A 13,401-nucleotide genomic window follows, 5' to 3' on the forward strand; every position below is an offset into this window, starting at 1 on the left:
TAATCGTTAACCAGTGCGTTATCTATTTTCGTCACTATAGACGCTTCCACTAACGATCTGCCTCACTGGCCGCAGGCTTGTTTTCATCGCGCAGTTCACGGCGTAATACTTTGCCCACATTGGTTTTGGGCAGCTCGTCACGAAACTCGATGAACTTGGGCACTTTATAGCCGGTTAGCTCTTTTTTGCACCAACTGCGCAGCGTTTCGGCATCCAACTGACTGTTTTTGGAGACGACAAACAGCTTGATGACTTCACCTGCGTCGTCGTCCGGCACACCGACTACCGCTGCTTCGATAATATCCGGGTGGGCGGCGACCACGTCTTCCACCTCATTGGGGTAGACGTTAAAGCCCGACACCAGAATCATATCCTTCTTGCGGTCAACGATGCGGATGTAGCCGTCGTCCTGAAGCACAGCGATATCACCGGTATGGAACCAGCCATCCTCATCAATGGAGTTACGGGTTTCATCGTCGCGCTGCCAGTATCCCTTCATCACTTGAGGGCCCTGCACGCAAAGCTCGCCCGGCTCGCCCAGAGCCACATCATTACCATTAGCATCCACTACTTTTACCGAAGTGCCTGCAACGGGCTTACCGATCGTACCCAGCTGAATAGCATCGGTTGGGTTAAAGCTCACAATTGGCGAGGTTTCTGTCAACCCATACCCTTCAGCAACTGGGCAACCCGTCGTTTGCTCCCAACGCTGGGCGGCGGCCTTTGTTAGCGCCATACCACCAGAAATAGTCAGCTTTAGATGGGAAAAATCGAGCTGCTTAAAGTCGTCACGATTACACAGCGCATTGAACAGCGTGTTTAAGCCAATAAACGCTGTGAACTTTAGCCCTTTAAGCTCTTTTATAAAGCTATCCAGATCGCGGGGGTTGGTAATCAGCAGCGAATGATTGCCCGACTCCATTAAAAACAGGCAGTTAACTGTAAAGGTGTAGATGTGGTAAACCGGCAGCGGTGCTATTACTAACTCCTCGCCCGCGTTTAGATGCGTACCAATAGCGGCACGCGCCTGCAGCATATTGGCAATCAAGTTGCGGTGGGTTAGCATCGCCCCTTTTGGCAGGCCGGTTGTGCCGCCGGTGTACTGCAGCACGGCCAAATCATCCTGTTCTCGGCTTACCTCAGTGTGATTTAAAGAAGCGCCCTTTTTCAAAACATCACGAAAGCTTAACGCGGTAGGCAGCGAGTAGGCAGGCACCATCTTTTTCACATGCTTCACGACCGCATTAATCAACCACCGTTTGGGCAGGCCGTGCAGGTCTCCCAGCTCGGTGACCAGCACATGTTTGATATCGGTTTTATCAACGACGTTTTCAAGCTTTTTAGCCATATTGGCTAATATCAACACTGCCTTGGCGCCAGAATCCTTAAACTGGTGGGTCATCTCCCGTTCGGTGTAAAGCGGGTTGGTATTTACCACAACCAGACCTGCCCGCATTGCGCCAAACACCGCCACGGGGAACTGCAAGACATTGGGCAGCTGAATGGCGATCCGGTCGCCTGGCTGTAAATCAGTCTCGTGCTGAAGCCAAGCGGCAAAGTCTGCTGAAAGACGATCAAGATCAGCAAAAGTAAGCGTTTTGCCCATGCAGCTAAAAGCAGGCTTTTGCTGATATCGGCTTACAGCCGCGTGAAAAACATCTGTGACAGAGTCGTACGTATCCATCCCTTCAAGCGCTGGGCCGCGTAAAATAGGCGCTGTGGCGTGTTCGCTCATGGGCAATCTCCGCTATCCATGTCGATGTGATAACCGACCTTGTTATTGTCGCGAGGCAAGAGGACCAACGATATACGACCCCAGACATGCTGTAAAACGATCGATTGAAACTTATGTTTCAACTTTAGCCGATAGAGGGCCGCACCCTTAACTTTCCTCCCATCTTTTCTGAATGTCTACGTAACAATGTAGCGTAATGGACAGTTCTTATGGACAGTTCTTATGAGCAGTTCTTATGGACGGTTCTTACGGACAGTTCCTTATGGACAATAACGCGCCTCGATTTCTCCTTCACGCCAAACTAAAAGCTCGCCGGGCACCATAGTGCGCCAGGCTTCATTGTGGGTTAGCGGCTCGGTGGCTATAACAGAAACCACATCACTGGGTGTCGTGTGCTCGGCAAAATTAACCGTGAGTTCGGCATCAGAAAGCTCGGCATCACCAAAGGGTGCTCGCCGGGTAATATGCGCAAGCTTTGTTGAGCAGTAGGTATAAAGATATTGCCCATCGGACAGCAGCAAGTTAAACACGCCCAGCGTGCGTAGCTGTTCACATCGTGCGTGCAGAATTTCCCACAAGGGTTCGGGAGATGCCGGGGCCGCTGGAAAAGCTTCTCGCAGCTGCCCCATTAGCCAACAAAAAGCATGCTCGCTATCGGTATTGCCAACCGGCGTGTACACCCCCAACGGTAAGCATTGCCATTCGCTTAGCTGACCATTATGCGCATAGCACCAAGGGCGCCCCCACATTTCACGCGTAAAAGGATGAGTATTCGCCAGGCGCACACAGCCAACGTTTGCCTGGCGGATATGGCTAATCACCACGTTTGATTTAATCGGATAGTCGCAGATTAACCGCGCGATGGGCGAGTTGACAGAAGGATGCGGGTCACGAAATTCGCGATACCCGCCCTCTTCATAAAAAGCGATACCCCACCCGTCGCGGTGCGGCCCAGTGCCGCCACCACGATGTAAAAAGCCTGAAAAACTAAAGCAGATATCGGTCGGGACGTTCGCGCTCATCCCTAACAGCTCACACATAACAGCGCCTCCTTCCGCTTTTCATTATCTGCATTAACCAATAACAGGTTCGCGGCGACGCGTAGGCTGTGGGTCTTCTTCCTCCTGCTTCACGCGCTTGGCGGGCGGCGCACTTGGCGGCCGACGCCACCACCAGAGAGCAATGCCTATCGCTGCACCAATAGCAATCCCAGCGACCAGGCACAACAGGCTGCCACGCAGTGCATTAACGTTATGCTCAAGAAAACCAACCGCGGCCACCATCGCCGCAGGCGCCCAACCGGTATAGAACTCACCTTCTTCTACTAGCGGTAGACGAAACATCGCTGGCGTCCACATAGCGCCCGCCATTCCCCACGTCACCACCAGGCGTGGCAAACGCGGTAGAAACGCCACCGCAAAATAGATGGCAATGACGACCAGCAGCGAAATACCGTAATAACTTAGCCACAGCTGTGACATTGAACCTGTAAACAGCATAATACCCCTCATGTGGGTGCATGCACCCGACGTTAATTTCCCGCTATGGTACCTATCAATTTATGAAAGCACAGCCAGACACGCTCGCAGGCTCACCCGTCGCGCGCTATTATCGCGCTAATGATCCCAAATGGCACTGGTTGGAAGCACGAGATTCGCCTGATGTTAGCGCATTTTTAGAAGCCGCCAACCAGCAGCAGGCCCAATGGTTTGCGCCACTAGCTCCGCTGGCCGAAACGCTCTATAAAAGCCATCTTGCGCGCCGTGAGCTTGCCGTCACCAGTCTTGAGACAGCGCTTGACCACTTTACGTTCTGGAGCGAGACCGGCGCCGACGATGATTACCCTCGCTGGTGGCGTTTCCCAAACGGGCAACCGGCACAGCGTGAATGTTTTTTTGATGTTCAAGCCCGTGCTGCGGATGAAGAATTTTATGACATGGGCGATATGGCACTCTCTCCTGACGAGCAGTGGCTCGCCTGGACAGAGGACACACAAGGAGACGAGCGCTACACGCTTTGGATAAAATTGCTGCCCAGCGGCGAGCCTATCTCTCTGCTCAGCGATATTGGCGCGGGCTTGTGTTGGGCTGAAGACCAGACAGCAAGCTCGGCAACCCTCTTTTTTACCCGGTTTGATGCGACCCAACGCCCCGACAGTATTTGGCAAGTATCGCTCCCTTTTAACGCACCTGAGAAGCACTCAGCGCCTACCCTGGTGCTGCGTGAAAAGGACCCCGAGTTTTGGCTGGGCATCGGCAAAACCCGCTCGCGCCAGTGGTTATTGATTGAAAGCGGCTCGAAAGATACCAACGAGATTTACGCGCTGCCCGCGCATCAGCCATCGGCCGTGCCACTCTGTGTGCAGCCCCGTCAATCAGGCGTTGAGTACACGATTGATCACCGGCCAGGCACCTTTTACCGCGTCCATAACCAGGCAAGCGCGCATTTTCAGCTCGATTTCCTGGACGAACCTATCCTGGGCAACCCTGAAGCACGCTGGCAGCCGCTTATCGCGCCGCGCGATGACACCACACTGGAAGGTATTGACGCGTTTTCCTGGGGGCTGATTATCGCAGAGCGCGACCATACCCAAGCGCAGGTAGTGCTGCGTCGCTGGGTGCTGGATGCACAGCATCACCGTTTGGTTGACGACTACCTTGGCCTGCCAGAGCAACCTTGCTCCCAATTACTGGAAGATGCCCCGCATTTTGACACCCAGGAATTACGCTTACGCGAGGAGTCCTTTACACAGCCCCCCAGTTGGTTTGCACTTGATCTTGCCAGTGGCGAGCGAACACTCCTTAAGCGCGTTCCCGTTTATGGTGGTTTAACACCGGAGCAGTTGGTAAGCCGCCGGATATGGGCCACCAGCGCAGACGGTGAGCAAGTACCGGTCTCTATCGTGATGCGTGCGGACCTGGTCGGCGAGCCATTACCCACGCTGCTTTATGGCTACGGTGCTTACGGGGAAGCGCTTGACCCGTGGTTTTCCATTGCCCGCCTGGAGTTACTTGAACGCGGCGCCGCGTTTGCGGTTGCTCATGTGCGCGGCGGTGGCGAGCGGGGTGAACCCTGGTACTTGCAGGGTAAAATGGCGCATAAAGAGAATAGCTTTAACGACTTTCTGGCCGCGCGGGATGCGCTGGTGGAATGCGGGGTAAGTGATCCTGCGCGAGTAGCCGCTTACGGCGCCAGCGCTGGCGGTTTATTGGTCGGCACGTGTGTTAATCGTGCTCCCAAGGCTTTTTGTGCCGCTGTGCTTGATGTGCCGTTTTTGGATGTCTTGCGCACGATGCAAAACCCCGAACTTCCCCTAACCACCGCTGAGTACAGCGAATGGGGAAACCCCGAAACACCCGAAGTGGCCGAACGCATTCGTCACTACTCGCCCATGGACAATATAACGGCCCAGGAGTATCCCGCGCTTTGGATTGAAGGCAGTTGGTTTGATACACGGGTGAGCTACTGGGAGCCTGCCAAATATTACGCGCAAGTCACTCAGCAGCAGCTAGGCAGCGCCCCTGTTTTGATGCATACCGATATGAGCAGCGGGCATGGCGGTGCATCCGGCCGATTTAAAGCGTGGCAAGATACCGCCAGACAAGACGCGTTTATCCTTTGGGCATTGGGGTTAGCCGCCGATTTCAAGGACAGCGCCATCTAAGCAGCCCACTGTTTTAAACCTCCCACCGTTAGGCAGCCTTCGCGCTGCCTTTTATTTTTTTGAAAATACTTTCCACAAAAACAATTTTGCGTCATACTCAACTTTAGTCGAACACCTTTACCTCTACTATTGGAGCAAGCAATGAAGTACCAGGACCACTTCCCCACCATTTGGGATACGCCGCTTAAGCCGTCCACCAAGGCGGTTAAAAACAAAGCAGCTAAAAACAGAACCGCTCAGCCATCCTTGTTCAAAGGCATAATGCTTGCCTTAAGAAATATGGCCAAACACAAGCCCGTCGCCTAACGATCACGTCAGGCTGGATATTTGTGTAAACCGGCTTAATGTCGTCAAAAAGGAAGGGCTGGGGCTGCCACTTGCTGGATTTTTACTTACATGGGCAGCACAGCAATAATGTGGGATTCAAGCGCTCGTTCGGGCACATCATCCTGAGAGACCGCAAAGCTACGCACGCTGATGCCTTTACGGTGCACGCGCTCGGCATCATTACTCAGCAGCGGATGCCAGCCAGCTAGTTTCCGCCCTTCGGATACTCGGCGATACGCGCACGAAGCGGGCAGCCAGGTAAACTCTTTTACCAGTGCAGGCGTCAGTTGGGTGCAGTCGGGCACACTATCAAAGCGATTCGGGTAATCACTGCACTGGCAACTTTGAATATCCAACAGGCGGCAGGCAACGTTCAAGACGGCCAGCTCCTGAGTTTCATCATCATGTAGCTTTAACAGGCAACACTGCCCACAGCCATCGCAAAGTGCCTCCCACTCTTGCGGGGTAAGCTCTTCCAGCGTGTAACGCTCCCAAAAGCGCTCGCGCATTCCGGTTTCCATCCTTACTCCTCTTGCGGGTTATACGCGTAATTTACAGCCCCATCGCTGCTTAATGTGGCGCTTAACGCTGGCCATAGCGAATGATAATCCGCTTCCAGTAAACGATAGTCGCTTTGAAGCCAAGGGATGAGCTCAGCAAGCCGATTTGGTCCTGACAAGCGCTGGCCAAGGCCTGCAACTGCTTTGCAGGTAAAGTCGAAATCTGCGTAATTTCTTAACCAATCATGCTTGATCATAAAGGGCATCATCGCCTCCAGCCGATTGGGCGCAGGCCTCGCTGACAATAGGCGATAACAACGCTCTACCATTTGCTGCTGCTCAAGCAAGCCGGCCTTATCTCGCGCTAAAAAATGATCCCACACAATATCCAGCGCAATACCAGCGTAGCGTCGCTTACCTGCAGGCGCCCGATGTTTAGCATTCAGTACGCTTGGGTGCTGGTCAACCCAGGCATCCACTTTACGGTGGTGCTGTATACCGCGCGCGACATCAACTGGCCAATCCCCCAGGTCGCTACCTTTAACGCCATCGGCAATCAGGTTGCCGTAAAGAAAATCATCACTCCCTTCACAGGCAAGCCAGGCATGAGCCAGGAAATTCACGGTAGTGGCTACTGCGCCGCATCGCGCGCGTTTAATTGCGCGCGATGTACATCAAGCAAGTAATCCTCTTTTGCAGGCGGCATCTGCAGATAAAAGCCTTGCTCATCAATAGCCGCTATAACGTCATCAACATTTACTCGGGCCAGTTTTTTATCGGCGGTGAGAATCATGGTGAATACCGCGACTGGCTTTCCAAACGTTGCAAGCAGCGCTTCAGGAACGAGCTTGAGCCCTTTGCGCTTATCAACGTATAAATACATCTCATCTTTTCGCGAGCTTTTGAAAACCTCACAAAGCAGCTTGTCACTCATTTAGACAACTCCTTTAATGCTTGCTCAAGCTCATCGGCCAAACATTCGCCCCGCCATCCTTGTGGCAGAGTTAAAGGTTGGCTTGCCATGTCCTGCATAACCAACGCCTCAATATCACGGCGGCGCATCAACACTTCAGACGCCATTCCAAGCCCGGCCGCTTTCGTGTTAATAACGGATTTTAGGGCTTTGAAACGTTGTTTAAAGGCGGGCTGCATCGGGTCTGGCCAGCGCGCCAACAGCTCATTTTCGTCGCAGTGCTGGGCCTTCTTAACCATTGCCAATAGCGTATCGCCCTCTTTTTTGACCAGCGCTGGCTTAAAGCCTTCCACCTCGGCCAACTCATAGCGATTTTTCGGCATGGCGTCAGCAGCCGCAAACAGCAACTTGTCACTCATAAGCCAATTGCGCGGCAAATTACGCCGCCGTGTTTCGCCTTCCCGCCAAATGGTCATCAGGCGATAAGCCTCTAATTGGCGCGAATCAAGCCGCCATAGCTGACGGTGACGGGCGTACCACTGGCCATCCGCTTCAACGCTGCGCCCAGCCTGCTCAATCAAACTGGCACACTCTTCATGCAACCAGTGGCCGCGGCCTAACCCTTCCAGTCGTTCAGCCTGATGCGCCCATACTTTAAGCAGGTAAATAACATCCAACGCTGCATAGTCACACTGAGAAGGCGTCAAAGGCCGCTCTAACCAGTTTGAGCGTGTCTCCTCTTTGGGCAGCGTTTCGCCTATCCAAAACTCCACCAGCTTTTGATACCCCATCGAGGGCATTTCACCAAGAAACCCTTGAGCAACCTGCGTATCCACTAATGGCGTTGGTAATACCCCGGCCCAATGCTGAAAAACTTCTAAATCTTCACTACACGCATGCAGCAGTTTAATGGCGCTATTTTGCAGTAACTGCCGAAATGCGGGCGTGCAGGGCGTGGCCAGCGGGTCAACCAAATACGCAACTTCCCCGGCAGCAAATTGAATTAATGCAGGGACGGGGAAAAACGTGTTTTCACGGAAAAACTCTGTATCCAGCGCGATGACAGGGGCGTTGGCCACTTGTGCACAGGCCGCGTCAAGCGCCTCGGGGCTGTCAATCCACTGGTATACGGGGGAGGCTAGAGAAGACAAAGCATACTTCCAGGTTGCTACAACCGCGATTGCGCTTGCAATGTTGGTGGGTTAATCGCTGGTAAAGGGCTGTCGGCCATTAAACGCACGGCTTAATGTACCGCCATCGACATACTCAAGCTCACCACCCATAGGAACACCATAAGCTAAACGTGAAAACTTCACGCCGTAGTGGGCCAATTGAGCGGCGATATAGTGCGCGGTTGCTTCACCTTCGACGGTTGGGTTGGTCGCCAGCACAATTTCTTCGATATGGCCTTCTGCTACACGCGTTTCCAACTGCGCAAGCCCAATCGCGTCAGGGCCGATACCATCCAGAGGCGACAAGTGCCCATGAAGCACAAAATAGCGGCCCTGAAAGCCGCCCGCTTCCTCAATCGCCAGCTGATCAGCGGGTGACTCAACCACACACAACAAGGCATCGTTGCGGCGAGGCGTTTCGCATATCGCGCAAATATCTGCTTCGGTCAGCGTGCGACAGCGCTGACAGTAGCCGACCTCGTCAATCGCTTTTTGAATGACCGAAGCAAGACGCTGACCGCCTGCCCGCTCACGCTCAAGCAAATGCATTGCCATACGTTGGGCCGTCTTCGGCCCAACCCCTGGCAATACACGAAACGCATCCATCAGTTGTTCTATAAGAGGAGAGAATCGCATTACTTAGAACGGCATCTTGAAACCCGGCGGCAGGTTCAATCCAGCCGTTGCTTCTTCCATCCGAGCTTTAGAGTTTGCTTCAACTTTACGTACAGCATCATTCACCGCGGCGGCTAAAAGATCTTCAAGCAGCTCTTTATCTTCTTCCATTACGCTTGGATCGATGGTGACCTGGCTCACGTCATGGCGTCCGTTCATGGTGATTTTAACCATGCCTGCGCCGGCTTCGCCGTGTACTTCTGACTGAGCAGCTTCTTCCTGAATACGCTGCATTTTTTCCTGCATCTCTTGGGCTTGCTTCATCAAGTTGCCCATTCCACCTTTCAACATGGTGTGCTCTCCTGGCTAATCAAAGACGGGTTTGTTAAAAAATGAGTATCCGGTGCAATGCTAACGCTTGGCGGTCGCTGGCTTGACGGTTGATTCTATCAGCGTCGCACCAAACGCCTGCTGTAATTTCTGTATATTGGGATCGTGATTCAAGAGATCAACAGCCTGTGCATGCTGCTCTTGATTCAACCGCTCTTCGCGCTGACGCGGTGTCTCACTGTCCGTCGAGAGTTCGGCCACCATGAACTCTACCCGGCGCGGCAGCCCTTGTTCACTTAATGCGCGCTCGATGCGCGTTTTATGGACATCTGCCTGCATGGCCGCTTGGCTTGGATCCAGGCGCAGCATCAAAATCTTGCCATCGTCGCTCTCCAGCAGACAATTCGCCGCCAAACTGCGCGTTAAGCCGCCCAAGCCTAGAGAATCAAAGCATAGCAGCCATTTTGCATGGTCCAACACTTCATTGCCGACGTCTGAGACTGGCGCTGTCTGCTCAGGGGCGGGCACGACTTCCGGCACAGAGGTTGATACCGGCGCAGACACCAACACGGCCTCTGAAGCGGGTGCTTTGCTAACATTTGGCGAGGGCAGTTCCGCTTGGCCGCTTTCATGTGCTTCGGCTTGCTCTACCTCATCAAGCGACCATGGCGGCGGAGTTGGGCTATCCGCGGCAGTTGCCTCGTTATCGTCTGTTTTATAGCCCGTTGAGCCCATGTCTATATCGGGACTCTCGCCAGGATCTTCCCCTTCAACGCGTGCATCAGACGCTGGCTGCTGGCCATGTTTTTTTTCGAGCTCTGCTTGCGGCGTATCTATATGGTCTATGTCTGCCTTTGGCTGATGCCCAGCCCCAGGTACAGTGGCATCGGGTAGAGAGCTAACCGCAGACGCGGCAGACGTTTCGGGCGCTGGTTGAACATAATTGCTGGCCGAGGCTGCGGCAGGTGGCTGAGCCGCCGTACTGGCTGGCGCTGCGCCCTGCCCCACACTTTGGCTGCCCCCTGACCCTGTTGGCTCAGCACGCAGCGGTAGCGGCGTGCGGGGCGGCTTGGGCACGCCCTGCGGCCGGAACGCGAGCATGCGCAGCAGTGTCATTTCCAGCGCACTGCGCAAGTCAGGCGCGTGAGCCATATCGCCTCGGCCTTGAAGCCCTATCTGGTAGTAGAGCTGAATATCTTCAGCGGTAAAGCGGCTGGCAAGCTGTAAAATAGCCTCTCGATCACCATGACTGTTATCGACGGCGTCCGGCACCATCTGAGCAACAGCCAGACGGTGCAAAATAGCCGACAGTTCGTCTAGTACGGCGGCAAAATCCGGGCCCTGCTCTGCCAGCTGTGCTACTTCAGCCAGCAGTTGCTGCACATCCACATCCGCCAGCGCGCTTACCAGCGCTAAAATATGCCGGTGGTCCAGCGTTCCCAGCATCGCCGCCACATCGACATGGCGGACCGCGCCCTGCCCAAAGGCAATTGCCTGGTCGGTCAGGCTCATGGCATCACGCATTGAGCCTTCGGCTGCTTTGCCTAATAGCCATAGCGCGCTTTCATCAAATGCCACACCCTCTTCACCCAACACGTAGGTCAGATGTTCCACTACACGCTCCGGCGGCATGTGTTTAAGCGTGAACTGCAGGCAGCGCGACAGCACCGTTGCAGGCAGCTTTTGCGGATCAGTAGTGGCAAGCAGAAATTTAACGTGGGGAGGCGGCTCTTCCAGCGTTTTCAATAGCGCGTTAAAGCTGCTGGTTGAAAGCATGTGCACCTCATCAATCAGGTACACCTTGTAACGACCCTGGGTGGGCGCGTACTGAACGTTATCCAGTAATTCGCGGGTATCTTCCACCTTGGTGCGCGACGCCGCGTCGACTTCGATCAAGTCGACAAAACGCCCTTCATCAATGGCTATGCAGCTATCGCACTGACCACACGGTGTTGAGGTAATGCCCTCATCGCCGCGTCCGTTAGCCGTACAGTTCAAACATTTGGCTAATATGCGTGCAAGCGTGGTTTTGCCGACACCGCGGGTGCCGGTAAATAAATAGGCGTGGTGAAGACGCCCTTGATCAAGCGCATTGACCAGGGCGCGCTGAACATGGGCCTGGCCCACGAGTTCGTGGAATGTACGTGGTCGCCACTTGCGGGCCAGAACCTGATAGCTCATTGAGCAATACTTCCTTCGGCGGGCTGTCCTGATGATGCATCTTTCAATAACAGCAGGTGCCACAATGCGTGATAAAACGCCATTCTAGCGGCTACGCCGCAGCCCGCCAACCGCCCGAGCGGGCAACTCGGGCGTTATCGTTAGGCGTTATCTGCACCGTCTTCAGCACCCGCCCGCTGAGCAGCTTCTTTAACCAGCTTTTCGAGTTCGCCGTTTTGATGCATTTCAATGACGATATCGCAGCCACCGACCAATTCACCTTCAACCCATAGCTGCGGGAAGGTAGGCCAATTAGCGATTTTAGGCAGCTCAGCACGAATATCCGGGTTATCCAAAATATTAACGAACGCAAAGCGCTCACCGCAGCTCATCAGCGCCTGAACCGTCTGCGCCGAGAAGCCACACTGAGGCAGTTGAGGCGAGCCCTTCATGTAAATAAGGATCGGGTTTTCACTGATTTGACGCTGAATATTTTCGGCTGTGGTGCTCATGTGAGTACTCCATTAAGTAAAGAACCAAACGACAAGGTGAGTATACGCACGAAATAAACCGTGATTCACTCAGGTTAAACGCCTTGCTAAATACCTGAGTGCGCCACTCGGCCTTAATCTTTGGACGCCATTCTACGCGTGCCGTTCGCGTTGCGCATCCCCCGCCGCCTCGCTAGGATGGTGTTTTTACGCGGAGAGAAGCAACCATGGCGACACGCCATTTCCTTACCCTGCTGGATTTGACGCCCGATGAACTGAGTTATTTGATTCAGCGTGCCATCAAAATTAAAACAGATCTTAAAGCCAACGGGCCGGAGTATACGCCGCTGGCGAACCGCACACTGGCGATGATCTTTGAAAAATCGTCGACACGTACACGTGTATCGTTTGAAGCCGGCATGGCGCAATTTGGCGGTCACGCGCTGTTCTTATCTCCGCGCGACACTCAGTTAGGGCGTGGCGAGCCAATCGAAGACACCGCTCGCGTGCTTTCCGAGATGGTCGATGCCGTTATGATCCGCACCTTCTCTCATGCGGGCCTTGAAACCTATGCTAGCGCCAGCAGCGTTCCCGTCATTAACGCGTTAAGCGATGACTATCACCCTTGCCAACTACTGGCCGACGTGATGACTTGGACCGAGCTGCGCGGAAGCGTTAAGGGCCGCACGGCGGTCTGGATTGGCGACGGCAACAATATGTGTCACTCGTGGATTAACGCGGCGCGCCAGTTTGGGTTCCATCTTCGCATTTGCTGCCCGAAAGGCTACGAACCACGCGCTGATATCATGGAGGCCGCTGGGGATCACGTTACGCTGATGCACGACCCGCAGGCAGCCACCCAAGGCGTAGACTTGGTGACCACCGATGTTTGGGCGTCCATGGGTCAAGAGGAAGAGCAAGCCAAGCGTGAAGCGGATTTTGCCGGCTTCCAGGTCACAGAAACCATGCTGGATCAGGCGCAAAGCGATGTACTGTTCTTGCACTGCCTGCCTGCACACCGTGGCGAAGAGATCAGCCATACGCTGCTTGATGACCCCCGCGCCGTGGTATGGCAAGAGGCCGGAAACCGCTTACACGCGCAAAAGGCGCTAATCGAGTTTCTACTGCTTGGCCAGATTAGCGAATAAACCCGCACCAGTAACCGCCAAAGAGCCCTGTTTGGTGGCTACTGATATTGATAGCTAGCATCAAATGGCTAGCTTCAGACGACTATCATCCAAGAGCCATTGATGCACACATACGAAAAAGCCTCGCTATGAATAGCGAGGCTTTTTCGATTAATTCTGGTGGAGCCTAGCGGGATCGAACCGCTGACCTCAACACTGCCAGTGTTGCGCTCTCCCAGCTGAGCTAAGGCCCCAATGCCGTCGCCCTTACGGGCTAAGCGAGGCGCATGCTATTATGAAACCGAACCAAGGTCAAGAACCCATTCAAATACGCGTTTGCTAATTCTACTTTATAGTCAGCTGTGGC

13 protein-coding genes and 1 tRNA gene are annotated in these 13,401 nt (G+C 54.0%); 2 read left to right on the plus strand and 12 right to left on the minus strand.

What is annotated here, in order from left to right:
• Positions 1–49: 49 nt before the first annotated feature.
• The 3 genes from CZ787_RS04520 to CZ787_RS04530 form a co-directional block, all read right to left on the minus strand.
• Complete coding sequence (locus CZ787_RS04520; protein WP_087106633.1) at positions 50–1,735, minus strand: AMP-binding protein; 1,686 nt, start codon at positions 1,733–1,735, stop codon at positions 50–52.
• Positions 1,736–1,995: 260 nt separating this feature from the next.
• On the minus strand, positions 1,996–2,775 hold the full coding sequence (locus tag CZ787_RS04525) for a class II glutamine amidotransferase (RefSeq protein ID WP_087106636.1): 780 nt from the start codon (positions 2,773–2,775) through the stop codon (positions 1,996–1,998).
• A gap of 33 nt (positions 2,776–2,808) precedes the next feature.
• Positions 2,809–3,234, minus strand: a complete 426-nt coding sequence (locus CZ787_RS04530) for a hypothetical protein (protein WP_087106638.1) — start codon at positions 3,232–3,234, stop codon at positions 2,809–2,811.
• A gap of 62 nt (positions 3,235–3,296) precedes the next feature.
• On the opposite strand from CZ787_RS04530, the gene CZ787_RS04535 reads away from it, so the two are divergent.
• Positions 3,297–5,399, plus strand: coding sequence for a S9 family peptidase (locus CZ787_RS04535; protein ID WP_087106880.1), 2,103 nt, complete (start codon positions 3,297–3,299; stop codon positions 5,397–5,399).
• 392 nt (positions 5,400–5,791) lie between these two features.
• Here CZ787_RS04535 and CZ787_RS04540 read toward each other — a convergent pair whose 3' ends face one another.
• The 8 genes from CZ787_RS04540 to grxD form a co-directional block, all read right to left on the minus strand.
• Complete coding sequence (locus CZ787_RS04540; RefSeq protein ID WP_087106640.1) at positions 5,792–6,247, minus strand: YcgN family cysteine cluster protein; 456 nt, start codon at positions 6,245–6,247, stop codon at positions 5,792–5,794.
• 2 nt (positions 6,248–6,249) lie between these two features.
• On the minus strand, positions 6,250–6,849 hold the full coding sequence (locus CZ787_RS04545) for an ACP phosphodiesterase (RefSeq protein WP_087106641.1): 600 nt from the start codon (positions 6,847–6,849) through the stop codon (positions 6,250–6,252).
• A gap of 8 nt (positions 6,850–6,857) precedes the next feature.
• Positions 6,858–7,160, minus strand: coding sequence for a YcgL domain-containing protein (locus CZ787_RS04550; protein ID WP_087106643.1), 303 nt, complete (start codon positions 7,158–7,160; stop codon positions 6,858–6,860).
• Positions 7,157–8,290: a ribonuclease D gene (rnd, locus tag CZ787_RS04555; protein WP_087106645.1), complete on the minus strand. Its 1,134-nt coding sequence runs from the start codon at positions 8,288–8,290 to the stop codon at positions 7,157–7,159. Before rnd ends, CZ787_RS04550 begins: the two co-directional genes overlap by 4 nt.
• Positions 8,291–8,341: 51 nt before the next feature.
• On the minus strand, positions 8,342–8,947 hold the full coding sequence (gene recR, locus CZ787_RS04560) for a recombination mediator RecR (RefSeq protein WP_087106647.1): 606 nt from the start codon (positions 8,945–8,947) through the stop codon (positions 8,342–8,344).
• A 3-nt stretch (positions 8,948–8,950) separates the two neighbouring features.
• On the minus strand, positions 8,951–9,277 hold the full coding sequence (locus CZ787_RS04565) for a YbaB/EbfC family nucleoid-associated protein (protein ID WP_087106649.1): 327 nt from the start codon (positions 9,275–9,277) through the stop codon (positions 8,951–8,953).
• Between the two features lie 60 nt (positions 9,278–9,337).
• A complete protein-coding gene (dnaX, locus tag CZ787_RS04570) occupies positions 9,338–11,437 on the minus strand; it encodes a DNA polymerase III subunit gamma/tau (protein ID WP_087106652.1) in 2,100 nt (699 codons plus the stop codon).
• Between the two features lie 140 nt (positions 11,438–11,577).
• Positions 11,578–11,928, minus strand: coding sequence for a Grx4 family monothiol glutaredoxin (gene grxD / locus CZ787_RS04575; protein WP_087106653.1), 351 nt, complete (start codon positions 11,926–11,928; stop codon positions 11,578–11,580).
• A 206-nt stretch (positions 11,929–12,134) separates the two neighbouring features.
• Here grxD and argF point away from each other — a divergent pair, with 206 nt between their 5' ends.
• Complete coding sequence (gene argF / locus CZ787_RS04580) at positions 12,135–13,055, plus strand: ornithine carbamoyltransferase (protein WP_087106655.1); 921 nt, start codon at positions 12,135–12,137, stop codon at positions 13,053–13,055.
• Positions 13,056–13,212: 157 nt separating this feature from the next.
• Here argF and CZ787_RS04585 read toward each other — a convergent pair.
• Positions 13,213–13,288, minus strand: a tRNA-Ala gene (locus CZ787_RS04585).
• Positions 13,289–13,401: the final 113 nt, after the last annotated feature.

This window comes from Halomonas citrativorans (assembly GCF_900163645.1).
Classification (GTDB): Bacteria; Pseudomonadota; Gammaproteobacteria; order Pseudomonadales; family Halomonadaceae; genus Vreelandella; species Vreelandella citrativorans.